At 53.2% G+C, this 26,057-nt stretch carries 27 protein-coding genes; 12 read left to right on the top strand and 15 right to left on the bottom strand.

What is annotated here, in order from left to right; all coding sequences use genetic code 11:
• Window positions 1-88: 88 nt before the first annotated feature.
• Window positions 89-1,651, top strand: coding sequence for a cyclic di-3',5'-guanosine monophosphate phosphodiesterase PdeD (locus PZBJ_RS21445; RefSeq protein WP_101764190.1), 1,563 nt, complete (start codon window positions 89-91; stop codon window positions 1,649-1,651).
• 54 nt (window positions 1,652-1,705) lie between these two features.
• Here the strand turns inward: PZBJ_RS21445 and PZBJ_RS21440 are convergent, their stop codons facing one another.
• The gene (locus PZBJ_RS21440; RefSeq protein WP_101764189.1) at window positions 1,706-3,271 is read right to left on the bottom strand and encodes a TerC family protein; all 1,566 of its coding nucleotides are present in this window, start codon (window positions 3,269-3,271) and stop codon (window positions 1,706-1,708) included.
• Between the two features lie 511 nt (window positions 3,272-3,782).
• Here PZBJ_RS21440 and manX point away from each other — a divergent pair.
• The 4 genes from manX (at window position 3,783) to PZBJ_RS21420 (ending at window position 7,024) form a co-directional block, all read left to right on the top strand.
• Window positions 3,783-4,754, top strand: a complete 972-nt coding sequence (gene manX / locus PZBJ_RS21435) for a PTS mannose transporter subunit IIAB (protein ID WP_101764188.1) — start codon at window positions 3,783-3,785, stop codon at window positions 4,752-4,754.
• Window positions 4,755-4,812: 58 nt separating this feature from the next.
• Entirely contained in the window at window positions 4,813-5,613 is an 801-nt protein-coding gene (locus PZBJ_RS21430) for a PTS mannose/fructose/sorbose transporter subunit IIC (protein ID WP_064738889.1), read from the top strand.
• A 14-nt stretch (window positions 5,614-5,627) separates the two neighbouring features.
• Window positions 5,628-6,473: a PTS mannose transporter subunit IID gene (locus PZBJ_RS21425; protein WP_008110411.1), complete on the top strand. Its 846-nt coding sequence runs from the start codon at window positions 5,628-5,630 to the stop codon at window positions 6,471-6,473.
• A 92-nt stretch (window positions 6,474-6,565) separates the two neighbouring features.
• Entirely contained in the window at window positions 6,566-7,024 is a 459-nt protein-coding gene (locus tag PZBJ_RS21420; protein ID WP_101764187.1) for a DUF986 family protein, read from the top strand.
• On the opposite strand, the gene rlmA is transcribed toward PZBJ_RS21420, so the two are convergent.
• The 4 genes from rlmA to PZBJ_RS21405 all read right to left on the bottom strand — a co-directional run bounded on the left by rlmA (window position 7,021) and on the right by PZBJ_RS21405 (window position 9,293).
• A complete protein-coding gene (gene rlmA / locus PZBJ_RS21415; RefSeq protein ID WP_101764186.1) occupies window positions 7,021-7,827 on the bottom strand; it encodes a 23S rRNA (guanine(745)-N(1))-methyltransferase in 807 nt (268 codons plus the stop codon). The genes PZBJ_RS21420 and rlmA overlap by 4 nt on opposite strands.
• A gap of 141 nt (window positions 7,828-7,968) precedes the next feature.
• Window positions 7,969-8,178 carry a transcription antiterminator/RNA stability regulator CspE gene (cspE, locus tag PZBJ_RS21410; RefSeq protein ID WP_008110414.1) on the bottom strand — a complete coding sequence of 70 codons (210 nt, stop codon included), beginning with the start codon at window positions 8,176-8,178 and terminating at the stop codon, window positions 7,969-7,971.
• 83 nt (window positions 8,179-8,261) lie between these two features.
• Window positions 8,262-8,336, bottom strand: a complete 75-nt coding sequence (locus PZBJ_RS24080; RefSeq protein WP_110866451.1) for a DUF2627 domain-containing protein — start codon at window positions 8,334-8,336, stop codon at window positions 8,262-8,264.
• A gap of 681 nt (window positions 8,337-9,017) precedes the next feature.
• On the bottom strand, window positions 9,018-9,293 hold the full coding sequence (locus tag PZBJ_RS21405; RefSeq protein ID WP_008110415.1) for a YebO family protein: 276 nt from the start codon (window positions 9,291-9,293) through the stop codon (window positions 9,018-9,020).
• A gap of 216 nt (window positions 9,294-9,509) precedes the next feature.
• Here PZBJ_RS21405 and PZBJ_RS21400 point away from each other — a divergent pair, with 216 nt between their 5' ends.
• Window positions 9,510-9,746 (top strand): YobH family protein, encoded by a 237-nt coding sequence (locus tag PZBJ_RS21400; RefSeq protein WP_008110416.1) that lies wholly within the window; start codon window positions 9,510-9,512, stop codon window positions 9,744-9,746.
• Window positions 9,747-9,782: 36 nt separating this feature from the next.
• Here PZBJ_RS21400 and kdgR read toward each other — a convergent pair whose 3' ends face one another.
• Window positions 9,783-10,574 carry a DNA-binding transcriptional regulator KdgR gene (gene kdgR / locus PZBJ_RS21395; RefSeq protein WP_101764185.1) on the bottom strand — a complete coding sequence of 264 codons (792 nt, stop codon included), beginning with the start codon at window positions 10,572-10,574 and terminating at the stop codon, window positions 9,783-9,785.
• A 192-nt stretch (window positions 10,575-10,766) separates the two neighbouring features.
• Here kdgR and PZBJ_RS21390 point away from each other — a divergent pair, with 192 nt between their 5' ends.
• On the top strand, window positions 10,767-12,149 hold the full coding sequence (locus PZBJ_RS21390; protein ID WP_101764184.1) for an MFS transporter: 1,383 nt from the start codon (window positions 10,767-10,769) through the stop codon (window positions 12,147-12,149).
• Window positions 12,150-12,196: 47 nt separating this feature from the next.
• Here PZBJ_RS21390 and htpX read toward each other — a convergent pair whose 3' ends face one another.
• The 4 genes from htpX to PZBJ_RS21370 all read right to left on the bottom strand — a co-directional run bounded on the left by htpX (window position 12,197) and on the right by PZBJ_RS21370 (window position 16,635).
• Window positions 12,197-13,078 (bottom strand): protease HtpX, encoded by an 882-nt coding sequence (gene htpX, locus PZBJ_RS21385; RefSeq protein ID WP_101764183.1) that lies wholly within the window; start codon window positions 13,076-13,078, stop codon window positions 12,197-12,199.
• Between the two features lie 220 nt (window positions 13,079-13,298).
• Complete coding sequence (gene prc, locus PZBJ_RS21380) at window positions 13,299-15,338, bottom strand: carboxy terminal-processing peptidase (protein WP_101764182.1); 2,040 nt, start codon at window positions 15,336-15,338, stop codon at window positions 13,299-13,301.
• Window positions 15,339-15,357: 19 nt separating this feature from the next.
• The gene (gene proQ / locus PZBJ_RS21375) at window positions 15,358-16,038 is read right to left on the bottom strand and encodes an RNA chaperone ProQ (RefSeq protein ID WP_101764181.1); all 681 of its coding nucleotides are present in this window, start codon (window positions 16,036-16,038) and stop codon (window positions 15,358-15,360) included.
• A 96-nt stretch (window positions 16,039-16,134) separates the two neighbouring features.
• Complete coding sequence (locus PZBJ_RS21370) at window positions 16,135-16,635, bottom strand: GAF domain-containing protein (protein WP_101764180.1); 501 nt, start codon at window positions 16,633-16,635, stop codon at window positions 16,135-16,137.
• 217 nt (window positions 16,636-16,852) lie between these two features.
• Here PZBJ_RS21370 and yebS point away from each other — a divergent pair, with 217 nt between their 5' ends.
• The 3 genes from yebS (at window position 16,853) to rsmF (ending at window position 22,202) form a co-directional block, all read left to right on the top strand.
• Window positions 16,853-18,097, top strand: coding sequence for a membrane integrity lipid transport subunit YebS (gene yebS, locus PZBJ_RS21365; protein ID WP_101764179.1), 1,245 nt, complete (start codon window positions 16,853-16,855; stop codon window positions 18,095-18,097).
• A complete protein-coding gene (locus PZBJ_RS21360; protein WP_101764611.1) occupies window positions 18,066-20,699 on the top strand; it encodes a PqiB family protein in 2,634 nt (877 codons plus the stop codon). Before yebS ends, PZBJ_RS21360 begins: the two co-directional genes overlap by 32 nt.
• Window positions 20,700-20,777: 78 nt before the next feature.
• The gene (gene rsmF / locus PZBJ_RS21355) at window positions 20,778-22,202 is read left to right on the top strand and encodes a 16S rRNA (cytosine(1407)-C(5))-methyltransferase RsmF (protein WP_101764178.1); all 1,425 of its coding nucleotides are present in this window, start codon (window positions 20,778-20,780) and stop codon (window positions 22,200-22,202) included.
• 3 nt (window positions 22,203-22,205) lie between these two features.
• Here rsmF and PZBJ_RS21350 read toward each other — a convergent pair whose 3' ends face one another.
• The gene (locus PZBJ_RS21350) at window positions 22,206-22,853 is read right to left on the bottom strand and encodes a metallophosphoesterase (protein ID WP_101764177.1); all 648 of its coding nucleotides are present in this window, start codon (window positions 22,851-22,853) and stop codon (window positions 22,206-22,208) included.
• A gap of 255 nt (window positions 22,854-23,108) precedes the next feature.
• Here PZBJ_RS21350 and PZBJ_RS21345 point away from each other — a divergent pair, with 255 nt between their 5' ends.
• Both PZBJ_RS21345 and PZBJ_RS21340 read left to right on the top strand, forming a co-directional pair.
• Window positions 23,109-23,840, top strand: a complete 732-nt coding sequence (locus PZBJ_RS21345) for a class I SAM-dependent methyltransferase (RefSeq protein ID WP_101764176.1) — start codon at window positions 23,109-23,111, stop codon at window positions 23,838-23,840.
• A 114-nt stretch (window positions 23,841-23,954) separates the two neighbouring features.
• Window positions 23,955-24,728, top strand: coding sequence for a hypothetical protein (locus tag PZBJ_RS21340; protein WP_101764175.1), 774 nt, complete (start codon window positions 23,955-23,957; stop codon window positions 24,726-24,728).
• Between the two features lie 36 nt (window positions 24,729-24,764).
• Here PZBJ_RS21340 and PZBJ_RS24255 read toward each other — a convergent pair whose 3' ends face one another.
• The 4 genes from PZBJ_RS24255 to cspE (PZBJ_RS21325) all read right to left on the bottom strand — a co-directional run bounded on the left by PZBJ_RS24255 (window position 24,765) and on the right by cspE (PZBJ_RS21325) (window position 25,934).
• Window positions 24,765-24,932 (bottom strand): hypothetical protein, encoded by a 168-nt coding sequence (locus PZBJ_RS24255; RefSeq protein ID WP_167391209.1) that lies wholly within the window; start codon window positions 24,930-24,932, stop codon window positions 24,765-24,767.
• 120 nt (window positions 24,933-25,052) lie between these two features.
• Window positions 25,053-25,373, bottom strand: a complete 321-nt coding sequence (locus PZBJ_RS21335) for a hypothetical protein (protein ID WP_101764174.1) — start codon at window positions 25,371-25,373, stop codon at window positions 25,053-25,055.
• Window positions 25,374-25,575: 202 nt separating this feature from the next.
• The gene (gene ymcF, locus PZBJ_RS24435; RefSeq protein ID WP_101764610.1) at window positions 25,576-25,719 is read right to left on the bottom strand and encodes a cold shock small protein YmcF; all 144 of its coding nucleotides are present in this window, start codon (window positions 25,717-25,719) and stop codon (window positions 25,576-25,578) included.
• Between the two features lie 2 nt (window positions 25,720-25,721).
• Window positions 25,722-25,934, bottom strand: coding sequence for a transcription antiterminator/RNA stability regulator CspE (gene cspE, locus PZBJ_RS21325; protein WP_007889586.1), 213 nt, complete (start codon window positions 25,932-25,934; stop codon window positions 25,722-25,724).
• Window positions 25,935-26,057 lie beyond the last annotated feature (123 nt).

Below are 26,057 nucleotides of genomic sequence, written 5' to 3'. Positions count from 1 at the left end.
TATTCAGCCGCGCTAAACCTGGCCGCCTCAATGCCGATAACCTACACGTTAATTTGGCTTCAATCTTTGTTTTGCAAGGTGGTTACTGATGCTCATTCCCCAGCAATTTGTGGGTCAATTTCGCCGTAAGCGACTGCTTATTGCGTTAGTGATCGCCTCGCTGGTTCTGGTCCTGACGCTAACTTTTCGTTATATCGAAGAGAAATCGCGCATTGAGCAGCAGTCGCTGAATTTCGCCACCCGCGCGATTGAACGCTTTGATCGTATGTTCTCGCCGCTGGATGTTTCCGCCAACAACACACTCGGTCTGGTTGGCGTACCTTGTGCGCAAGTGCGTTATCCGCTGATTGAGAAAATTGCCGCGCTGCAAACCGTGCGCACCGTGCTGCTGGTTAAGGACGACGCGCTCTACTGCTCCAGCATTTTCGGCCCGCAAAACCTCTCCTTCAGCCAAACCTATCCTGAATTAGCTATCAATAATCAGCGCATGATGTTGGCCACGGACAGTGATCTGTTGAAAGGATCGCCGGTGCTGCTGCTGTGGACGCCAAAATCGCTGGATAATCGCGAAGGTCTGCTGCAAGTCATTAATATTGAATTGATGACCAATTATCTGCTGGAGCCGCAGTTGCCGTGGGTTGAGCGCGCCATTTTCAACGTGGGTGGTCAGAGCCTTGAATACGGTAATCCGCTGATTGAACAAACTGAACCGTCTGAAGATGAAGTGGCTTACGATCAGGCATCACTGCGCTATCCGTTTAGCATCACCTTGTACGGCCCTTCTCCCGCCCGGCTGGCGCTTAACACGCTGCCTTCACAGCTGCCGCTGGCGCTAATGCTCAGCCTGCTAATGGGGTACATCGTCTGGCTGGCGACCGCCAATCGCATGAGCCTCAGTTGGCAGATCAGTTATGGCATCACCGCTAACGAATTTATGGTTTATTGCCAGCCGCTGATTAACGCCAAAAGCGGCGAGTGTGACGGCATGGAGCTGCTGCTGCGCTGGCATAACCAGCGTCAGGGCTGGATTGCGCCGGACGTGTTTATTCCGTTGGCCGAGCGGCAAAACCTGATCGCGCCGTTGACCCGCTTCGTGCTGACGAAAGTCGTGGCTGAGCTGCCCAATCTGCCGCAATGTCCGTCGTTCCACATTGCGATTAACGTTGCCGCCAGCCATTTTCGCGATCGCGCCATTGTGGAAGATCTGCAAAATATCTGGTGGCCGGCCAATCCCATGCCAAAACTGGTGGTTGAGCTGACGGAGCGTGACGCTTTGCCCATCATCGATCAATCGGTGGTGTCGCAACTGCATGAAATTGGTGTGCGTCTGGCGATTGATGATTTCGGTACCGGCCACAGTTCGCTGGCTTATCTGAAAGACCTCCAACCGGATGTGCTTAAAATCGACAAGATTTTCACCGCCGCCATTGGCACCGATGCGATTAACGCGACCGTTACCGATATGGTGATCTCGCTGGCGCAGCGCCTGAATATTTCACTGGTGGCGGAAGGTGTGGAAACTGCCGAGCAGGCACACTATCTACGTGAGCGCGGCGTCGACCATCTGCAAGGCTATTTCTACGCGCGCCCGATGCCGATTGAGGATTTCCCGCAATGGCTGGAGCAGCATCAGGCGCAGCTAAGCGCATAAAAAAACGGCCACTCCTTTTGGCGTGGCCGTTATTGTTTACTTCAGTCCGATGACTTACCCGGCGTGTTCTTCGTGATCGAATGGCTTATCTTTGGTGACGCGCACCAGGTCGATACGGTAATCGGTCGCCTCAATCACCTGGAAGTGCAGCGGCGGCAAATCAATCACTTCGCCGGGCAGCGGCAACTGGCCTTTCTGTGCAATCAACAAACCGGCTAGCGAGGCGTGATCTTCATCGGCTTTCACCAACTCGTGATGATCCAGCAGCTGTTGCAGCGAGTGTAAATCGGTCCCGCCCTTCACTAACCAACCGTCACCATCGGCAATGATGTCTGGCGTTTCGTCTTCATCCGGGAACTCACCGGCAATCGCTTCCAGCACGTCCAGCGGCGTGATTAAGCCCTGCACCACACCAAATTCGTTGGTGACAATTACAAAGCTACCTTTAGCACGCCGCAGCACGCCCAGCAGATTGATTGGGTCCAGGGTTTCCGGAACCACTATCGCCGGCGTGTTAGCCGCAAAGGTCGCCACATCCATGCCGTGTTCCAGCGCCACCAGCAGCTCTTTGGCACGCACCACGCCGATGATTTCATCCAGCTCACCGCGACATACCGGGAACAAGCTGTGTGGCGTATCCAGCAGCTGAATACGAATTTCATCCAGCGGACGCGAAACATCCACCCACGAAATGTTACCGCGCGGCGTCATGATGCTACGGATTGAACGCTGCGATAACGTCAATACGCCGTTGATCATGTAGCGCTCTTCGTCCTTAAACGCTTCCTGCGGCATCGCTTCGGTCAATGAGGTTTCTTCAGTTGTCGTCGCTTGCTTACGCTGGCGTCCACCCATCAAACGCAGAATCGCTTCGGCGGTGCGTTCACGCATCGGGCGATGTTCCTGATGCTTAATAAAGTTACGGCGCGCAATCTGGTTAAACAGCTCGATGATGATCGAGAAGCCGATCGCGGCGTACAGGTAACCTTTGGGAATGTGGAAACCAAAACCTTCGGCCACCAGCGACAAACCAATCATCAGCAGGAAGCTCAGACACAGCACCACCACCGTTGGGTGTTCATTCACAAAACGCGTCAGCGGTTTCGAGGCCAGCAGCATGACGCCCATGGCGATCACCACGGCGGTCATCATCACCGGCAGATGGTTCACCATACCGACCGCGGTAATCACCGCGTCGAGTGAGAACACCGCATCCAGCACCACAATCTGAATCACCACCGCCCAGAAACTGGCGTAGCTCTTATTGCCCTGATGTTCGAGCCCGCGGTTCTCGAGCCGCTCATGCAGTTCCATGGTTCCCTTGAATAACAGGAACAAACCACCAAACAACAGAATTAAATCTCGTCCGGAAAAGCTGAAATCGCCTACGCTGAATAGGGGCCGCGTCAGCGTCACGATCCAGGAGATCAGCGACAGCAAGCCAAGACGCATCACCAGGGCGAGCGACAAACCAATTAGACGGGCTTTATCGCGCTGCTTCGGCGGCAATTTGTCCGCGAGGATGGCGATAAACACCAGGTTATCAATGCCGAGAACAATTTCCAGCACGATCAGCGTGAGCAAACCCGCCCAAATTGAGGGGTCGAAGAGAAATTCCATCAATGACTCCTTACCGGACGTGAAGGCGCACGAAATTGAGTCTGCACCAGAGGGCGAGACGAGAGATCGTTACAGGCGGTGATAACGCTGAAGAGCGTGGAAGCGGGCGCGACAAAGCGCTGAGAACATGTTGAGCGACGTCGGTGACGGTCCATAAAGGTGAGCTGAAGCCCGGTACTCCTGAATAAAAAACAGAACGCTAATGTATCAGTTACATCAACGACGTCAAAAAAATTTATTACATTTACAAATATCTACGTTAACGCAGGAATATCGAACAAAAGTGCACATTAGCACCGTTACGCGCGAAATAGCTGACAAACATCACATAATTTATTTTTTCGATCACTAAAATAAATCGCGACCTTATCGCTGTGCAGCGGATTGTTGCGTTTTATTTATTGATGCTTTTTCTCTATCACATCATTAACGATCCACCTGAAACACTAACGGTAATTTTCAATGATTCCCGGCAATGCCAGAGAATCTCTCACGCGAACGGAGGTAGCAAGTGACCATTGCTATTGTAATTGGTACACATGGCTGGGCGGCAGAACAGTTGCTTAAAACAGCAGAGATGCTGTTGGGTGAGCAGGAAAATGTCGGATGGATTGATTTCGTTCCCGGCGAAAATGCAGAAACGCTAATCGAAAAGTATCAGGCGCGGCTGGCCGATCTCGACACGTCAAAGGGCGTGTTGTTCCTGGTCGATACCTGGGGTGGCAGTCCATTTAATGCGGCCAGCCGCATTGTGGTGGATAAGGATGGCTATGATGTCATCGCTGGCGTCAACATCCCGATGCTGGTGGAAACCTTGATGGGACGTGATGACAACCCATCGCTGGAAGAACTGATTCACATCGCGGTAGAGGCCGGTCGTGAAGGCGTTAAAGCCCTCAAAACTGAAACGCCAGCGCAAGCCGCAGCTGCGCCTGCTCCGGTTGCAGCGAAAGCGCCTGCTCAGCCGCAAAAACCAATGGCTGCAGGCGATCACATGAAAATCGGCCTGGCGCGTATTGATGACCGCTTGATTCACGGCCAAGTGGCCACGCGCTGGACCAAAGAGACCAACGTTACCCGCATCATCGTGGTGTCTGATGAAGTGGCGAACGATCATGTGCGCAAAACGCTGCTGACGCAGGTGGCCCCGCCGGGCGTTACCGCGCACGTGGTGGATGTCGATAAGATGGTTCGCGTGTGGAACAACCCGAAATATGGCAATGACAAGGTGATGCTGCTGTTCACCAATCCCACCGATGTGGTGAGGATTGTCGAGCAAGGCGTGGACATTAAGTCGGTCAATATTGGCGGCATGGCGTTCCGTCAGGGCAAAACGCAGGTGAACAACGCGGTATCGGTGGATGAAAAAGATATCACGGCGTTTCGCAAACTTAATGAGCGCGGTATCGAACTGGAAGTACGTAAAGTGTCCAGCGATCAGCGACTGAAAATGATGGACCTGATCGCCAAGGTCAATCCGTAGTTCGCCCTTTGCCTGCATACGTGGGCGAATTTTAGAGACCTTGCAGAGGAGAAATGCAATGGAGATAACCACGCTACAAATCATTTTGATATTTATTGTGGCCTGTATTGCCGGGATGGGATCGATTCTTGATGAGTTCCAGTTCCACCGTCCGCTGGTGGCTTGTACCTTAATTGGTGCGGTCCTCGGTGATATGAAAACCGGTATCATCATCGGCGGTACGCTGGAGATGATTGCACTGGGCTGGATGAACATCGGTGCGGCCGTTGCACCGGATGCGGCGCTGGCTTCGATTATCTCAACCATTCTGGTTATTGCCGGTGGTCAAAGCGTGGGCGCCGGTATCGCGCTGGCGATTCCGCTGGCTGCGGCCGGTCAGGTTCTGACCATCATCGTGCGTACCATCACCGTGGCCTTCCAGCATGCCGCCGATAAGGCAGCCGAGAAAGGCAACCTGACGGCGATCAGCTGGATCCACGTATCCGCGCTGGTATTGCAGGCGATGCGTATTGCCATCCCAGCACTGATCGTGGCGATTTCTGTCGGTACTCACGTGGTTCAGGAACTGCTGAACTCAATTCCAGACGTGGTCACCAACGGCCTGAACATCGCCGGCGGCATGATCGTGGTGGTGGGTTACGCGATGGTCATCAACATGATGCGCGCGGGCTACCTGATGCCGTTCTTCTACCTTGGCTTCGTTACTGCAGCCTTCACCAACTTTAACCTGGTTGCGCTTGGCGTGATTGGCGTGGTGATGGCGGTGCTGTATATCCAGCTGGCACCGAAATATAACCGCGTTGCAGGTGCTGCAACCAGCGGTCCTGCAAACAATGACCTCGATAACGAACTCGACTAGGAACAGGTGAAATCATGGTTGATACAACTAACACTCCAAAGAAACTCACCCCCGGCGATGTCCGCGGTGTGTTCCTGCGCTCTAACCTGTTTCAGGGTTCGTGGAACTTTGAACGTATGCAGGCGCTGGGTTTTTGCTACTCAATGGTACCGGTGATTCGTCGCCTCTATCCAGAAAATAACGACGAACGTAAACAGGCGATTAAACGTCACCTCGAGTTCTTCAACACCCATCCTTACGTAGCGGCGCCGGTGCTGGGCGTCACCATGGCGATGGAAGAGCAGCGTGCCAACGGTGCGCCGATTGATGATGCGGCGATTAACGGCATCAAAGTGGGTCTGATGGGTCCGCTGGCGGGTGTGGGTGACCCGATCTTCTGGGGTACCGTGCGTCCGGTGTTTGCTGCGCTGGGTGCCGGTATCGCGATGAGCGGTAGCCTGCTGGGTCCATTGCTGTTCTTCATCCTGTTTAACGCCGTGCGTCTGTTGACGCGTTATTACGGTGTGGCGTACGGCTACCGTAAAGGCGTTGATATCGTCAGCGATATGGGCGGCGGTTTCCTGCAGAAACTGACGGAGGGCGCGTCGATTCTCGGCCTCTTTGTCATGGGGGCCTTGGTTAACAAGTGGACGCATGTGAATGTGCCGCTGGTGGTGTCACGCATCACCGACCAGACCGGTAAAACCACGGTTACTACGGTGCAATCTATCCTCGATCAGCTGATGCCAGGCCTGATTCCACTGCTGCTAACCTTTGGCTGTATGTGGCTGCTGCGTCGTAAGGTGAATGCGTTGTGGATTATCGTCGGCTTCTTCGCCCTCGGTATCTTCGGTTACTGGATCGGCCTGCTCGGTCTGTAATCACCCCGCCGGGAGCCCTGCTCCCGGCTATTATTGAGCGGCATTATCTGAGCGCCCACGTTGAGATAATTTCGCTTGAGGAAGAACATCTTATGTCACTGACTGACGCCCTGATCGCCCTGCTGATTGCAGGCTTCGTTCTGTTCGCCATTTATGATGAAGCGATCCTGCCGCGCCGCAATGGCCCTACAAAACTGCGCGTCGCACTGCGCCGTCGCCATAAAATCGATAGCGCCATTTTCGTGGTGCTGCTGCTGATTCTGCTGTGGAACAACATTGATAAACATGGCACACAACTCACCACCAATTTGCTGATGGTGCTGTGCTTTATGGCGATTTGGTTATTCTGGGTGCGCAGCCCGAAGCTGTTGATGAAGGAAAATGGACTGTTTTTTGGCAGCGTGTGGATCGACTACGGTCGCATTCAGAGTATGAATCTGTCAGAGGATGGCATTCTGGTGATGCAACTGGAGCAGCGCCGCCTGCTGATTGCAGTCAAACAGCTTGATGACCTGGAACGGATCTACAATACGCTGGTGGAAGCGCGTTAATCGCGCTGCCATAACGTCAGCACAAAGTCGGCATCACAGTTAAACTCGCTGGATGCCGCCAGGTTCTGCCACACTTCTTCACGTGCACGCCAGGCAAATGGCGTCATCTGCAATAAGCTCACCGCCTCACTTCCGCTCAACGTCATGCTGTAATTCAGGTTTTGTTGATCGACCTGCCTGAAGCCGGCATACACCTTCTCTTCCGCCGCGTGCAGCTGCACTTCGCGATAAATCAGCGCCTTGAATTGCTGTAAGTGATGCGGTCCCGGCGTAACCGTTAGCAGGTAACCCCCCGCTTTGATCGCGCGGCTCAGCTCATCTTCATTACAGGGCGCATAGATGCGCACCACGCCATCCAGAGAAGCATCGGCAAAAGGTAAACGCTGGCTGGACGCCACGCAGAATTTCACCGCACGATAGCGTTTAGCTGCCATGCGAATCGCTGCTTTCGCCACATCCAGACCAAAGAGTTGCGCCTGCGGTAACGCATCGGCCATCGCCGCAGTGTAATAACCTTCCCCGCATCCGAGATCTAACAGCTGTGTACCTTGCTCACCCAGATGCTGCGCGAGGATCCCGGCGACAGCCGCGCGCAACGGCTGATAGTGTCCGGCATCGAGGAAGGCGCGTCGTGCCTGCAGCATCTCGGCGCTATCGCCCGGTTCGCGCGAACCTTTGTGCTGCACCGGCAGTAAATTGACGTACCCTTCTTTCGCCTGATCAAACTGATGACCTGCATCACAGCGGAAGCTATTAGCCTGCTGCAATAAAGGCTGATGACAAAGTGGGCAAATCAAAGACATAGACAACTCCGGGTTAGCAATTCGCGGCGCAGTTTACCCTGATCATCTGGCTACAGAAAGAATAAAAGAAAAAGCCCCGTTCAGTGAACGGGGCTTTAGGATTCGTTTCAGTGGTGCATGGCACCGAGCCTGAGGGCGAAATCAGATTGGGGTAACGTTGACCGCAGCAGGACCTTTCTGGCCATCCTGGATTTCGAACTCAACGCTTTGGCCTTCGGCCAGAGTTTTAAAACCATTGCCCTGGATTGCAGAGAAGTGTACGAATACATCTTTGCTACCATCAGCAGGAGTAATAAAACCAAAACCTTTAGACTCGTTGAACCACTTAACCTGACCTTTAATCTTTGCCATTTCGCAAATTTCCTTTCAATGATTATATTGCCCGCAGGCAGACTTACAGATAAACCAGAGACATTACTGAATGAGGCACTAATTTAAGGTTCGGCAAGGAAGCGGTATTCAACGTCAACGTCTTTACTCGTAACTTCTTTACTGAAGATGCCATACATAAACAGAACTGTACCTCGTTTGACCTACGATTTGTTATCACATATCCGTAAATTAATGGCAAGCCATTTTTAAACGGTGATCGACGTGACGCACATAATTAGTTAATTGGCGCGGCACTTCATCAATCAACATATTGACACCCAGCGCGGAAGGTGCGCAAAAAAAGGTTATCAGTCAGTATAGTTAGCGCTTGATTGCCGCTTAGTCAAGCGCAGCGGTAATGTCTATATTGGTACAATTTTAGGGTTAACAGTACGACAAAAATATTGCACTAATATGGCATCAATAAGATATTCCACTGAAATTTCGCTCGCCACACAACAACTGCGCGCCGTTCAAATCTTGTACAAATAGTTTTCTCAGGTATAAGTTATTAATTGCTTTGCACCAAAATCAGGAGAAACCAATAATATGCGCCCCATATAAACGCATTAACATTAGGTGGCATTTATCTCAATTTTAACTATCTACCCAACAATTAAATGTTAAAAAGAACATTGAAGAGCTTGATTTAACAAAAACTCCTTAGGATAAATCTTAGTTGATATTCATTCGGGCAGGGATTGTTGCTATTCATACCTGGCTTAGAAGGGAATTTACTAAAAGTCATTATCCCGCCACGCACCATTTCAGTGCGCAGCGGTTGCCATAATGGCGATTATTTCACCCCTTTTAACGGCTTAACGTTCCGGGATCATCCGAATAAAATCGCGTTTTTCATCCGCGTCTTCATCCGCTGGTGGTTTTGCTGTGGATGGCTGTGCGTCAACCAGACGGCGCAGGAGCGCATTCTGTTTCTTTTGCTCTTCGATAACGGCTTCCAGCAAACGGATCTGCTCACTGGCGCGCACGCTAGCCCGGTTGACAAAGAACCAGACAATAAAGGCCACAAGAATGATGATGGCCAGAACGCCATAGTTAAATAGCGGGCTGGTGTTTGCGGCTAATTCGTTCATAACTGCCTCTATAGTCAAAAATCAAACATCTACTCCGCCGCTGATTCTACTCGCTGCCGACGCAAAAGATAATGGGTAGCGACGGAAAGCAGATTATCCCGCCTGCCCTCTCTTTCAGTTATCTCTGATCGATTAGATGGCTAAAGCGCGGCATGCTGCTACAGTAGATTCGCAGCAACGTTGGATGCGCTGCGTTGTGTATCACAAGGAGATAAGATGAAACTACTTATTCGGACGATTATGCTGGTGGCATTAATTTGGTTAGCGATGCTGCTGACCGGCTATGGCGTACTCACCGGCAGCAATAAGAATGCGGCGGGACTTGGGCTGCAATGCAGCTATCTGACCGCACGCGGTATGATTACGGCACAGTATCTGCACACAGACAGCGGTATCGTTGGCGTAACGGATTGTCCACTGCTGAAGAAAAGTGGCGAAGTGGTCGACAATTAAGCGTTGAAACGGGCTGGCAACAGCCCGTTTTTCATTTCAGAAAGGATAGTTGTGGTAGCCCATTTGTTCAGACAGATTGCGCGCCGCACGATGCAGCATCGCCACATATTCATTTTTGGCTTCTTCGGAAAAACGAATGGTGGGGAACGAGATGCTTAGCCCCGCAATCACCACGCCAAAACGGTCAAATACCGGCACCGCGATGCAACGTAAGCCCTCTTCCTGCTCTTCATTATCTTCGCCAAATCCCTGTACTTTTACCTGATCCAACACCGCTAGCAACGCTTCTGCAGTGACAATGGTTTTCGCGGTACTGCGGCGGAATTCCACTTCGCTGAGGATCTCCTGCACTTCAGCGCGATCGCGCCATGCCAGCAGCACTTTACCAATCGCGGTGGTGTGCAATGGATTGCGGCGGCCGATGCGTGAATACATACGTAGGTTATAAAGAGAATCGATTTTATGGATGTAGACGATGCTGTCTTCTTCCAGCGCGCCGAGGTGAATGGTTTCTTTAGTCAGACGCGACAGCTCACGCATCTCAATATCGGCGCTACGAATCAGATCAACGTTCTGCAACGCTTTGGCGCCGAGTTCGAACAGCTTGAGCGTCAGCGAGTATTTCTCACTTTCTCCTTCCTGCGCCACATAGCCAAGCGATTTCATGGTCTGTAAAAAGCGATAAACGGTACTTTTTGACATCATCACGCGTTGGGACAATTCGGTGATGCCGTGATCGCGCTCTTCGCCCAGCGCCTGCAGAATGCCAAACACTTTCATCACTGATGAAACCGAGTCTGGCTGTTTATCATTATCACTGCTCGCCATGGCGCGTATCCTTTTTGACAGTGTTTCAAAAAAAACGGAACAGAAGCGCCAGTATATGCGTTTCAGCCTGATGGCGGCAACGACTGACGCTAAGTGACACATCCACACGTAATTTTATGTCAATGAATGCGGTGCTTTTCGGCAGCGAATTGATTAGCATGATGATATTCACTCTCTTTACTTACTTTACTTATGCCTTCTACTGTTGCCCAGGATGGATTACCCTTTCCACATCGCTATGGCGCGATCATCACCATTGCGCTCGGTATTATGATGGCAGTGCTGGATGGAGCTATCGCCAACGTGGCCTTACCAACCATTGCGCGTGAATTGAATGCCAGCCCAGCCGAATCGATCTGGATTGTTAACGCCTATCAAATCGCCATCGTTATTTCGCTGCTGTCGCTGTCGTTTCTCGGCGATATGCTCGGCTACCGCCGCGTCTATCAGGTTGGACTCGCGCTGTTTATCGCTACCTCACTGTTTTGCGCCCTCTCCTCAACGTTGAATACGCTGACCTTGGCGCGTGTGCTGCAAGGCTTTGGTGGTGCCGCATTGATGAGCGTGAACACGGCGCTGATCCGCATCATCTATCCGCAGCGCTTCCTCGGGCGCGGTATGGCAATCAATTCGCTGATTGTTGCGGTCTCCAGCGCGGCCGGTCCAACCGTAGCGGCGGCGATCCTGTCTGTTGCCAGCTGGAAATGGCTGTTCCTGATCAACATTCCACTCGGCATCGTTGCGCTGTGGCTGGCGTTGCGTTTCCTGCCAGATAACACCCAGAAAGCCAAACAACAGAAATTCGACGTGCCAAGCGCCGTGATGAATGCGCTGTTCTTTGGCCTGCTCATATCGGCACTGAGCGGTTTCTCGCAGGGGCAAAACGGCTGGCTGATTGTGGCCGAATTGGTGGCATTGGTGCTGGTGGGCATTGTTTTCGTTCGTCGCCAGTTAGCGATGCCGGTGCCATTGCTGCCGGTGGACTTGCTGCGCATTCCGATCTTTTCGCTGTCGATCGGCACCTCAATTTGCTCGTTCTGCGCGCAGATGCTGGCGATGGTGGCGTTGCCGTTCTTCCTGCAAAATGTGCTGGGCCGGGATGAAGTGGCAACCGGCTTGCTGCTCACGCCGTGGCCGCTGGCAACCATGGTGATGGCACCCATTGCAGGTCGCCTGATCGAGAAGTTCCATGCCGGATTATTAGGCGGATTGGGATTAGCGATGTTCGCTGCCGGTCTGTTCCTGCTGGCGCTTTTACCGACGCAGCCAACTGACGTTGATATCATCTGGCGCATGATGCTGTGCGGTGCCGGTTTCGGCCTGTTCCAGTCGCCTAACAATCACACCATCATCACCGCAGCACCGCGTAACCGCAGCGGTGGTGCCAGCGGAATGCTGGGTACCGCGCGTCTGGTGGGACAAAGCAGCGGCGCGGCGCTAGTGGCGCTAATGTTTAATCTGTTCAACGACAGCGGTACACACGCCTCACTGCTGCTAGCGGGTAGCTTTGCCAGCGTCGCTGCCGTAGTGAGCCTGGCGCGCATGACGCAGTCGAGGCAGGCTGCTGAGTCATAGAAACAGCAAGGGCGCCATCTGGCGCCCTTTTTTCTGTCTATTAACGACTACTTCAGGTATTCACCGCTACGCAGCGCTTCGATACGTTTATCGAGCGGCGGATGCGACATGAACAGCTCGCTCAACGATTTATTTTTACCGTTGATGCAGAATGCCATCATGCTGCTTGGCTCCTGCGGCTCGTAGCTGGTTTTCAGACGCTGCAGTGCGGCAATCATCTTCTCGCGTCCAACCAGTTTGGCAGAACCCGCATCGGCGTGGAATTCACGGTGACGTGAGAACCACATGGTGATGATGCTGGCGAGGAAGCCAAACAGCAGTTCCAACACCATCGAGACCGCGAAATACACCATCGGATTTCCGTTGCTGCTCTCTTCACCGTCGCGGTTACCCGACAGGAAGCCGGAAGCGATCTGCGCCAAAATGCGCGAGATGAAGATCACAAAGGTGTTCACCACACCCTGAATCAGCGTCATGGTGATCATGTCACCGTTGGCGATATGGGCGATTTCGTGCGCCAGCACCGCTTCAGCTTCATCACGGCTCATGTTTTGCAACAGACCGGTGGAAACAGCGACCAGCGACGCGTCACGGCGCGCGCCTGTCGCAAAGGCGTTAATGTCGGGCGCGTGATAAATCGCCACCTGCGGCATCGCAATGCCAGCCTGTTGTGCCTGGCGGCCGACGGTATCCATCAGCCAGCGCTCCGTCTCATTACGCGGTTGTTCAATGACTTCACCGCCAACGGATCGTAACGCCATCCATTTAGACATCAGCAGTGAAACAAACGCACCGCCGAAGCCAAACAGACCTGCCATAATCATCAGACCCATAACACTGCTTGACTGGATTCCTGTCAGACTCAAAATCAGTCCGAATACCAACATCACCGCCAGGTTGGTGAGCAGGAAAAGAGCAATACGCATCATAAACGTTAATCTTCCTCAGTTGTGCACGCGCATATGCGCGGATATCTATCCTATGGTCATCGCCGCGCATTTCAAGCAACCTTAATCTTTAAGTGTCTAAAAAGACATAACTTTACATTAGGCAGTGAAGTGCGCAAATCGCTGCATCAGCGGCGCTTAACAACGATTTTAGCGTAAAAAAAAGCACCGCCGAAGCGGTGCTATTTCACAAGCCAGACGGTTACTTCGCGGTTGCGGCAGCAGGCTGAGATTTCTCCAGCTGCGCCATATCGTTAGCGATTTTCACCGTTTCATCCAGATACGGATCCGGCTCTTTATAGTCTTTCGGCAGATCTTCGATGCTCTTCAGCGGCGCTTTACCTTCCGCCTGATAGCGCGCGTTAATGCGCTCCAGACGCAGTGCATCATCTTCGCGGTTCTCTTTCTCACGCTGGGCAAGATTGAGCGACACGATATTACGCTTGTCTTTCATCGCATCGAAACGCGCAATATCTTTCATGATGTACTGGAACTCGCGATCTTTAGCGATGCGATCGGCGTGCTCTTTGGTCAGCTGCGGTACCAGCGGCGCGATATCGCCGGTTTTGGTGTAGCTTGCCGCATTCACACTGTCCCAAGGCAGCGCGTTGTCCTCGAACTTCTCGCCGGTTTCTGCCGCTTCAACGCCGGTTGGCATCAGCAGATCTGGCGTTACGCCTTTACGCTGCGTGCTGCCACCGTTAATGCGGTAGAACTTCTGAATGGTGTACTGTACAGAACCCAGCGCTGGCCACTCTGGACGCAGCATCTGATCGTAGATACGGTTCAGCGAACGATACTGTTGCACGGTGCCTTTACCGAAGGTCGGCTCACCGACAATCAGCGCACGGCCGTAATCCTGCATCGCCGCAGCGAAGATCTCAGAAGCCGAAGCACTGAAGCGATCGACCAGCACCACCAGCGGACCTTTGTAATAGACGATGCCGTCGTTATCGCTGTCTTCACGCACGCGGCCATTGTTATCACGCACCTGCACCACCGGACCGCTTGGAATAAACAGGCCCGAAAGTGAAACGGCTTCGGTCAACGCGCCACCGCCGTTGGTACGCAGATCGATCACCACGCTGTCGACGTTTTGCTTCTGCAGTTTCTGCAGCTGCACCTTCACATCGTCAGTCAGGCCAACGTAGAAGCCAGGAATGTCGAGCACGCCAACTTTCTGTTTGCCGACGTTATGCACGGTGCCTTTTACCGCGCGATCTTCCAGACGGATTTTTTCACGCGTCAGCGTCACGGTGCGGGTTTTGGTGCCCTTGCCAGCAGGCAGGATTTCCAGGCGTACTTTGCTGCCTTTCGGTCCTTTGATTTTTGAAACCACATCATCCAGACGCCAGCCAATCACATCTTCCATCGGTTTGCCCGGCTGAGCGACACCGACAATGCGGTCGCCCACGCTGATCGCTTTACTCTTCGCCGCCGGACCGCCTGCGACCATCGAGTTGATCACCGTGTAATCGTCATCCATCTGCAGCACTGCGCCGATACCTTCCAGCGACAGGCTCATTTCGGTGTTGAATTGCTCGGTATTGCGCGGCGAAAGATAGTTGGTGTGCGGGTCGATTTCATGCGCGAATGCGGTCATCGCCAGCTGGAACACATCTTCACTGTTGCTTTGCGCCAGACGACGGATGGCAAAGTTGTAACGCTTGGTCAGCGTTTCGCGGATCTCTTTCTCATCTTTACCGGCCAGTTTCAGGCTCAGTTCGTCATATTTAACTTTGGCATCCCACAGCGCGTTGAGCTCATCGACGCTCTTTGGCCATGGCGATTTTGCCCGGTCAATGTCAATGGTGTCATTGCCGGTGAAATTCATTGGGCGATTCAGCACGCTCAGCGCATATTGATAGCGCTCAAAGCGGCGTTTCTGCGCCAGATTGTAGAGATCGTAAAACACATCCAGCTTACCGCTGCGGAACTCATCACCCACGGTAGTTTTCTTATCGGCGAACTGCGCGATATCCGATGCCAGCAACACGTTATGGCTGTAGTCGAGTAAATTCAGGTAGCGATCAAAAATTTTCGCGGAGAAGTCCTGATTCAAATCGAACTGACGATAGTGAGAGCGGGTGAAACGCGAGGTAACGCGTTCGCTGACGGTGGGATGCTGTGGCTCTTCGTGTAGCTGGGGGATCTGGTCGGCGCGGGTAATATTATCTGCACCAAAGGTGGGGCCTGCTAAAAGCAGGCCCGCGATCATACCGATCTTTAAAATGTTGTTCATGCCAGGGTCAGCCTCCGTTTCAGAACTGCAAATGTTCTGCGCGCACAATCATAGCCATGCCGGAAGCGAGCTGAACCCGAACGCCATCTTTAGTAATTTCAAGAATGGTAGCGTCCATTGCACCTTTGCCTGCAGTCACTTTGATGTTCTGGCCGGGCTGCAACGTTGAGGTATCAGTGACAGGTTTGGCCCGCGGTGGCTGCGGTGCGGCTGCACGTTCAGTCGCGGCCCCACGCGGCGCCTGAGGACGTGGCTTACGCGCTGCATCACCTTCGGCAGCTTTACGCGGAGCAGGCTTGCGCGGACGACGTTCAGCGGTCTCTTCACCGGCTTCACGCTTCTTCGCTTTCTGCTGATCGCGCTGCGCCTGAACGCGGGCTTTCGCTTCTTCCAGTTGCTTGCGCGCATGTTCTACGTGTTGCTCATCCAGCACGCCACAGGCGTTGCCATCGAGATCGACACGAATGGCACCCGCTTTGATGCCATAAAGATAACGCCAGCTAGAGGTATAAAGACGTAAGGCAGAACGCAGTTGCGTCTTGCTCAGGCTCAGTTCGCCTTGAACACGCTCGACCAGATCTTGAAAAATGCCGATTTTGAGCGGACGCGCCTCGCCTTCGGCGCTAAAGCATTGCGGAAAACGTTCCGCCAAAAAGGCGATGACTTCTTTACTGCTATTCAACTTAGGTTGATTTTCCATGAAATTTCCTGATTACAACGGATTTGCCGACCAGAGCAGGCATGAACAGGCGACATTATAATGACAACATCGCCAAATGCTATGTGATCCAGTCGATTAGCTGTGCGTCAGCTGAATAAATTTTACGATGTCGCTGCCCGCCAGCACTTCACAAAGCCCGTCGGTAAGGGCCATCAGCCCCGCTTCGTCCTCGCTATCGAAGCGAGAATAAACCGTACTATCAATGTCTAAAACACCCACGAGGGTGCCATTTACTTTCAGAGGAATCACGATTTCGGCATTACTGGCGGCGTCACACGCGATATGGCCAGGGAACGCGTGCACGTCTTCCACCAATTGCACTTTGTCCTCGGCTACCGCGGTTCCACACACGCCTTTGCCAACCGGAATACGTACGCAGGCGATTTTGCCCTGGAACGGGCCCAGCACCAGCGTGTTCGGTTCCGTCAGTAAATAGAATCCAGCCCAGTTCACGCCTTCCAGACGTTCAAAAAGCAGTGCACTGCAATTGCCGAGCGCGGCCAGGAACGAGGTTTCACCCGCCAACAGAGCGCGGACATCGCGATTCAAATCCTCGTAAAAAGCTTTTTTGTTCATTGTTCAACCATAACTCGTCACTGGGGTGACCTTGTTGTCACTCAGTTGTTAAAATAAGCACTAATAATCCAGGCGCAGAAGGTGAATCATTCTGTTAGTTACTATACCCTTAGCAGTCGGTGGATAAGCGTATTCTGGTACCACCGAATATTGCAGGCAACTTTGCGCTACTCAGCATGCCGGTAACCGTAACGAACGATGGGCACTTGCGTCACCTATGAAAATTCACGCTATCAGCCAGACGTTGCCCCACGCACGTTATCAGCGTTGTCCGCAATGCGATACCCTTTTTTCCTTACCGGATGTGAAATCGCATCAGACAGCCTATTGCCCGCGCTGCCATGCACAAATTCAGAGCGGTCGTGACTGGTCGATGACGCGACTCACCGCCATGGCGGTGGTCATGATCGTATTGATGCCGTTCGCCTTTAGCTTGCCGTTGGTTGATATTCGCCTGCTGGGCATGCGTATTAACGCCAGCCTGCTGGAGGGCGTAATCCAAATGACGCAGCAAGGCAACAACCTCACCGCTTCAATGGTGGCGTTTTGCACCATTGGCGCGCCGGTTACGCTGGTCATCGGCATTCTCTATCTGTGGGTGGGCAACGCGCTCGGAATGAACCTGCGCCCGGTCCTGCTGATGATGGACAAGCTCAAAGAGTGGGTGATGCTGGATATCTATCTGGTCGGCGTGGCGGTGGCATCGATCAAAGTGCAGGATTACGCCTCACTGGAAGTGGGCTACGGTTTAGTGGCCTATATTGCGCTGACGGTGCTGAGCCTGCTGACGCTGATCCACCTGAACGTCGAGCAACTGTGGGAACACTATTATCCGCAAGCGATGCCCACCTCCCCGCCTGAAGAGTGGCAAGTGTGCCTGAATTGCCATCAAACCGGTGTAGCCGATGAGCGTGGGCGCTGCACGCGTTGCCACACGCCGCTTGACTACCGCCGACGCCACAGTTTGCAGAAATCCTGGGCGGCGCTCATCGCCTCGATTGTGCTGCTGATCCCCGCCAATTTGCTGCCGATTTCGGTGGTCTATGTTAATGGCGCACGCCGTGAAGACACCATCTTCTCCGGCATTCTGGGACTGGCATCGGGCAATATACCGGTGGCCGCGGTGGTGTTTATCGCCAGCATTCTGGTGCCCTTTACCAAAGTGTTAGTGATGTTGACTCTGTTACTCAGCATTCACTTTAAATGCGAACAGGGCTTAAAAACCCGCATTCGCCTGCTGCGCGCCGTCACCTGGGTGGGCCGCTGGTCGATGCTGGATCTGTTCGTCATTGCTGTAACCATGTCGCTGGTCAATCGTGATCAGCTGCTGGCTTTCACCATGGGACCGGCCGCCTTCTATTTTGGTGCCGCCGTTGTCCTGACCATTATGGCTGTAGAGTGGCTTGATAGCCGCCTGATCTGGGATGCACATGCAACAGGAAACGCCGACTACACCGACTAGCGCCAATCTGCGCAACAAGCGCAAGATTTCGCCATTCTGGTTATTGCCCATCATCGCCCTGCTGATTGCTGGCTGGCTGCTATGGACCAACTATCAGGAGCGCGGTACGACGATCACCATTAACTTCCAGACTGCCGACGGGATTGTGCCAGGCCGTACGCCGATTCGTTATCAGGGCGTGGAAGTGGGTACGGTGCAAGGCATTGTGCTGAGTGATGACTATCGCAGCATCCAGATTAAAGCCAGCATCAAAAGCGACATGCGCGATGCACTGCGTGAAGACACTCAGTTCTGGCTGGTGACGCCGAAAGCGTCATTGGCGGGCGTCTCCGGGCTTGATGCGCTGGTCGGCGGTAACTACATCGGCATGATGCCGGGTAAAGGTAAAGAGAGCGATCACTTCACCGCACTCGATACCCAACCGAAGTATCGCGTTAATACCGGCGAACTGCTTATCCACCTGCGCGCGCCCGACCTCGGCTCGCTCAACACCGGTTCGCTGGTTTATTACCGCAAAATTCCGGTGGGTCGCGTTTACGATTACAGCCTCAACAACAGCACCGACGGCGTCACCATTGATGTGCTGATTGAGCGCCGCTTTATCAATCTGGTGAAAAAGCAGAGCCGCTTCTGGAATGTTTCCGGCGTTGATGCGGATGTCAGCCTGAGCGGTGCCAAAGTGAAGCTGGAAAGCCTGGCCGCGTTAGTGAATGGCGCGATTGCCTTCGATTCACCCAATGACGGCGAGCAAGCTCAGGTGGATGCCAACTACCAGCTCTATCCGGATTTGGCGCGCAGTCAGCGCGGCGTGCAAGTGAAACTGAACCTGCCGAGCGGCGATAACCTGAAAGCCGATAGCACACCGCTGATGTATCAGGGACTGGAAGTCGGCACCTTAACCAAACTCAACCTGCTGGATGGCGGCAAAGTCACCGGCGAGCTGACGATTGATCCTTCAGTAACCGGTTTGATGCGCAGCGGGACGCGCATTGAAATGCGCACGCCAAAGATCAGCCTGACCGACACCAATCTCAGCAGCCTGTTAACCGGTAATACTTTTGAACTGGTGCCAGGCGAAGGCGAACCGCAGGATCACTTTACCGTGTTGCCAGCCAGCGAAACACTGCTGCAGAAACCTGACGTGCTGACGGTAAAACTCAGCGCGCCGGAAACCTACGGTATCGATGCCGGCCAGCCGGTGATGTTGTATGGCATGAAAATCGGTCAGGTGATTTCACGCACGCTGGATGAAAATGGCATCAGCTTTGTGGCGGCCATCGATCCGGAGCACCGTAATCTGGTGCACGCTGACAGCAAGTTTGTGGTGAATAGCCGCCTTGATGTGAAGTTTGGACTTGACGGGATGAAAGTGCTGGGCGCCAGCGCGCGCGAGTGGGTAGATGGCGGCATTCGCCTGATTCCTGGCGAGAAAGGCAATCCTTCCAGTCGTTATCCTTTATATGCGGATGCGGAACGTGCCGAAGAAGGCATCGTGGGTGAACAGCCGCCAACTACGCTGAAACTTACCGCCAAAAGCTTGCCGGATGTACAGGCCGGTTCAGTGCTGCTGTACCGCAAATTCCAGGTCGGTGAAGTGGTGGATGTAGTGCCGCGCGCGGATGCGTTTGAAATCTCGATTCATATCCAGCCGCAGTATCGCAAGTTGCTGACCAGCGAGAGCGTGTTCTGGGCCGAAGGTGGCGCGAAAGTGCAGCTCAACGGCAGCGGTTTGACGGTACAAGCGTCCCCGCTCAACCGCGCGCTCAAAGGCGCGATCAGTTTCGATAATCTCACCGGCGCGCAGGCAGCGAAAGGCGTGAAACGCGTGCTTTACTCGTCTGAAACCGCGGCGCGTGCAGTTGGCAGCCAGATTACGCTGCACACCTTCGATGCCAGCAAACTGGCGGCGGGCATGCCGATTCGCTATCTCGGCATCAATATTGGTCAGGTTGAATCACTGGCGCTGAGTTCTGATAACAATCAGGTTGTCGCCAAAGCGGTGCTTTATCCGGAATACGTGCAGGACTTCGCGCGCATCGGCAGCCGCTTCTCGGTGGTGTCGCCGGAGATTTCTGCGGCGGGCGTTAACCATATCGAAACGCTGCTGCAGCCTTATCTCAACGTCGATCCGGGCAAAGGTTCGCCGGCGCGCACCTTTGAACTGCAGGAAAGCACCATCACCGATTCACGCTACCTGAACGGCTTGACGATATATGTCGATGCCGCTGACGCGGGATCGCTGTCGGTGGGCACGCCAGTGCTGTTCCGGGGCGTTGAAGTGGGCACCGTCACCGGAACGTCGCTGGGCAATATGGCGGATCGCGTGCAGATCGCGCTGCGTATCAGCAAAAAGTACCAGCATCTGGTGCGCAACAATTCGGTGTTCTGGCTGGCTTCCGGCTATAACTTCGATTTCGGTCTGATAGGCGGCGTGTTGAAAACCGGCACCTTCCAGCAGTTCATTCGCGGCGGCGTACAGTTTGCCACGCCGCCGACGGTGCCATTAGCGCCGCAGGCCGGCGCCAACAAACACTTCCTGCTACAGGATGAAGCGCCGAAAGCGTGGCGCGACTGGGGCACGGCGATTCCGGACCCTCATTAACCTTAAGCAAATCGGGCAGCCTGGCTGCCCGATTCTTTTTCGCGTGTTACACTTCGCGCTCATTTCGTTTCCCGGTAGATGCCCGTGTCCGATCGCTTTCCCGAAGATTTCCTCGCGCTGATGCGCGCCAGCCTTGCTGACGACGCCGAACTGCAGCGCTTTCTCGCCATTAGCCAGCAACCGCTGCGTCGCAGCTTACGCGTCAACACCTTAAAAATTAGCGTGGATGATTTCCTCGCCCGCACCGCCGACTATGGCTGGCGCTTATCGCCCATTCCGTGGTGCGCCGAAGGGTTTTGGATCGAGCGTGACGACGAATCGCTGCCGCTGGGTAGCGTGGCGGAGCATCTGAGCGGACTGTTCTACATTCAGGAAGCCAGCTCGATGCTGCCGGTTACCGCGCTGTTTGACGCCGCACCCGATGCGCGTCAGGTGATGGATGTGGCTGCTGCGCCCGGTTCTAAAACCACCCAGATGGCCGCGCTGATGCGCAATGAAGGCGCCATTCTGGCGAACGAATACTCGGCCAGCCGCGTTAAAGTGCTGCACGCTAACATCAGCCGCTGTGGCGTCAGCAATGTTGCGCTGACCCATTTTGATGGCCGTGTATTTGGCGCCGCGCTGCCGGAGCGTTTCGATGCCATTCTGCTCGATGCGCCCTGCTCTGGCGAAGGCGTGGTGCGCAAAGATGCTGATGCGTTGCGTAACTGGACGCTGGCCAGCACTGAAGCGATTGCGGAAACCCAACGCGATCTGCTCGACAGCGCTTTCCATGCCTTACAGCCAGGCGGCACGCTGATTTACTCTACCTGCACACTGAATCAAATCGAGAATCAGCAGGTGATTCATTGGTTGCAGCAGCGTTATCCCGACGCGGTTGAAATCGTGCCGCTGAACGGTTTATTCGACGGAGCCGATCAGGCGTTAACCGCCGAAGGTTTCCTGCACGTATTCCCGCAGATTTTCGATAGTGAAGGTTTCTTCGTTGCGCGTCTGCGTAAAACCGCCAGCATTCCCGCGCTGCCAACGCCAACCTACAAAGTCGGCAAACTGCCCTTCTCTCCGGCCAGCCGCAAGCTGAGCGCCGAAGTGCAACAGGCCGCGGCCAAAGTCGGCTTGCAGTGGGATGACAACCACACGCTGTGGCAGCGCGATAAAGAGCTGTGGCTGTTCCCGGCGGCGCTGGAGGGTTGGCTGGGTAAAGTGCGCTTCTCGCGCATCGGCCTCAAGTTGGCCGAAACCTTCCCGAAAGGCTATCGCTGGCAGCATGAAGCGGTCGTGGCGTTGACGCAACCAGGCAGCGCGCTGGATTTCGAACTCACCGATGCAGAAGCGGAAACCTGGTATCGCGGTCAGGATATTCATCCGGACACGTTGCCCAGCCGGGATGAGGTGATCGTCACTTACCAGCAGCAGCCGCTGGGATTGGCGAAGAAAGTGGGTAATCGGATTAAAAACAGCTATCCGCGTGAACTGGTGCGCGACGGACGTCTGTTCCGCTAAGCGTTACTGCAACTGCACCAGGGTGAGGCGATTGCCGAAGACCGCGCCGGTATCGATATAATGCTGATTCGCCACATTGAGCGGTTGTTCTAACGGCGTGTGGCCGAAGTAGAAATCACTGGCGCCATCGATGTGGGCTGAACTGCCGCGTTGATGGCGTCCCAGTCGATCGCGACTCCACACCACTTGCTGCCAGTCAACCTCTTTCCCTAACGCATAATGACTGGCGGGATAATCGGCGTGGGCAATCACCACCACGCGATCGCCGAAATCCAGATGCAGGATCAACGGTAACTCAGCACAGCGCTTCAACGCATGGCGCGCAGCAATCAACGCTGCGCCTTTGAGTTGCCAGAACCACTCGCCGCCGTTCATCATCCACAAGGTTTGGTCGCGCCCATCCAGCGCAGCGAGCGCCATCTGCTCATGATTGCCGCGCACGCAGCGAAACCAGGGCTCCTGCATCAGCGCTAAGCAGCCGGGGCTGTCCGGGCCACGATCGATTAAATCGCCCACAGACAGCAGTAGATCCTGCTGCTTATCGAAATCCCGCTTGAGCAGTTGCGCATCGAGTTGGGCGCGGCAACCGTGCAGATCGCCAACCACCCAAATATTTCGCCACATTTGCGCGTTCACCTTTTGGTAAAGCATGTAATCTTTCCCGGTTGACTGGAAGTTTAGTGAGCCCGGCTTAAAGTATAGTCCGGCAAGGTTAGCCAGCGGAGGGAACAGCATGAGCGGACGGAAGCAATTCATTGGTGTATTAATCGTTATTTTCATCGGTAGCTTGCTGCTGCTGGAATCACTCGCTCGTCTGGTACATCTGTTATTTGTGGGATAATTACGCGACTTTACATTCCGCGCTAAACGCCTAAACTCCTTTGCGCATCATATAAAGGAGCCTGTATGAGCCAGAATATTTACGACAACCCCACTTTTTTTGCCGGTTACGCCACCTTGCCACGTTCCGTTAAGGGATTAGACGGCGCGCCAGAGTGGCCCGCACTGCGTGCGCTACTACCCGACCTGCATGATAAACGTATTCTGGATCTCGGCTGCGGTTACGGCTGGTTTTGCCGCTACGCGCAGCAGCAAGGCGCGCGTGAGGTGCTGGGTCTGGACGTTTCCGAGAAGATGTTAGCGCAAGCCGCGACCATGACGCAGGGAACCGGGATTCGCTATCAGCGCGCCGATTTAGAATCGCTGCAACTGAACGAATCCTATGATCTCGCCTACAGTTCGCTGGCGCTGCACTACCTCAGCAATATTGACGCACTCTTCGCAACCGTGTTTGAGGCGCTAACGCCGGGCGGCGCGCTGGTGTTTTCCTGTGAGCATCCGATTTACACTGCACCTACTCAACAGCAGTGGATTGTGGATGAACAGCAGCAGCGCAGCTGGCCAGTTAATCATTACCAGCAGGAAGGGGAACGCATCAGCAACTGGTTTGCCGATGGCGTGAAGAAGCAACATCGCAAGCTGGCAACCTGGATCAATGCGTTAATTGGCGCAGGATTTGAGATCGTGCATCTTGATGAATGGGGCCCGAGCGAAGAGATGGTTGCACTCAATCCCGCGCTGGCGGAAGAACGCGATCGCCCGATGATGTTCTTGCTAGCCGCGCGTAAACCGCTCTGAATATTCTCGTGGCGGCAGGATGCTGCCACGTCGTTATTCCATCTATCGCCATTCTTAATTATCAGACAAATTGGTCGCCTGTCTTGGGCGAATTCCTTCTCTGAGCCGCTGACCGTGACTGATTGCATTTTTAATTTTCGCCCTCATCTCGATATACACTATCGCTATAAACCGGCTTCAGTAGACAATCAGCATTTATTGATTGTGATGTCAGGGTTTAACCTTCCTGATCCCACCATCTACGATTTCACCCTTTTGGAGCATACTCAATCGGCGGTGTTGTGGATTAAGGATGATTTCAACGGCTTGCCCGCTTACTATCTGTGCAACAATATGAATTTTGAAATTGAGCATGGGGTAAGCCAGCTTATTCGCTCGGTAATTGAGCTGACAACACCCTCAAACGTTTCCATAGTTGGCGCCTCAAAAGGTGGCAGCGCGGCGCTCTATTTCGGTGTTAGGCATAATATTAAAAATATCATTACTGCCGTACCACAGTTTTATCTCGGGGATTATGCAGCCACAATGTGGCCGAATGTGGGTGACGCAATGATGGGATCGACAACGCCCGCAGCCATCTCGCTATTAAATAAGCTTTTGCCGAACGCTATTCGACGCGATCGCCAAACGGACAAGAATATTTACCTATTTACTGCTCTCGCTGATTATCAGCGTGAACAGGAGATTCTGCCTCACCTGGAGTTGCTTGAAAAATATCAAAACTTCAATTTGATCGAATCAGCATCGCCTTGCATCACTCATCATAATGAAGTCACGCGATATAATCTTAATCTCATCCTTGCTCTGATTTATCAGTTAGAACAGGAGATTATCCCACGCTGGGGGCACATCCGTAATGGTAGTCGCTGGGACACTGTACAGAAATGATCCCAGCAAATATTGCTCGTTACAGCGTTCAATGCTTTAGCGAGTAATTAAAAATATCGCCACTAAGAAGAAGGCTAATAAACCCGCGAAAGTCATTGTTCCAATACGCGGCGTTTTTGCCCGCCCAACGACCACACCAATAAAGATACAAAGCAGAGTTAACGTGCCAATCATTACCCAAAGAAGATATTGTGTGTTTGCCATGAAGGATCCTTATTAACCGGCAATAAAACAGATGCGCCAACTTTATACCATTTTTCATGCATGCTGGCTGCAGCTATTTGACCGCAAAATTGTCGGGGTAGATGCTCAGAAGGCTAATTATTAAGTTGCACCGTGCGCGCAACGCACTGATTGCAGTTTCTGCAACTGCTCCAGGCGCGCCTTCACTTTGCTGTTAGCGCTGACCTTTGCAATGCCGTTACCGATACCAAAATCCCCGACGAATCCTAATACCGTTAGCGCATCAAACTCACCGGTTTTATCAATCTGCTGCTGAACGCTTTGGCTTTTAGCGATCTCCTGATTCAGTGCTGCACAGTCATAGGTTTGCGCTTCGGCATCGCTCACTTTGGCGGACTGCGGATACTGTTTCAGTGCGCAACCACTCAGCAGCAAGGCGATCAGGATAACGGGCTTGTGCATCTCGCAAGATTCTCTCTACGACGGTAATTTATTTCGGAATAAGAGAAAAAGTAGCATGTGGGTAAGAGGGTAAACGTGGGAATAAGTGAAGATGTGCGGGGGTATTTAAAATAAAAAAGCACTGCCTGAGCAGTGCTAATGATTCTGATATCAGGCAATTGCCTGATAAGCCCTGATAATTATCAGGGCAGAATATCCGCTATTACGCAGTTTTCAACACAATCATTGATGATTTGCAGAAAATACATTTAGCGCCATGTGGGTTCATTTTCGTAATATCGAACGCGGAGGTGCGATATTGTGAACTCTGGCAATGCGGACATCTTAAACGATTATAAATGCGAATAATTACAGACCTAATACATTTGTTGCAGACGGACCTTTTGGACCATCTTCAACTGAAAACTCAACACGCTGACCTTCATCAAGTGAGCGATAATCAGTGCCCTGAATGGCTGAGAAGTGGACGAAAACGTCCTTGCTGCCATTTTCAGGAGAAATAAAGCCGAAGCCTTTTTCTGAGTTGAACCATTTTACCGTTCCAAGAATTTTATTAGACATAATTTTTACCTTTTAAATGAGCCTATTGGCGTAAGGGCCGAGTTGCAGATACGAATCAGAACTTAGGATAAGACTCAAAGAGAAAGGGCTTGAAGCGGCACTAACCGGGATGAGAAATACAAT

This window comes from Pantoea endophytica, from assembly GCF_002858935.1.
In the GTDB taxonomy this organism is placed as follows: Bacteria; Pseudomonadota; Gammaproteobacteria; order Enterobacterales; family Enterobacteriaceae; genus Pantoea; species Pantoea leporis.
Note: the sequence above shows the minus strand (reverse complement) of the source record. Positions and strands in the feature narration are given on the sequence as shown.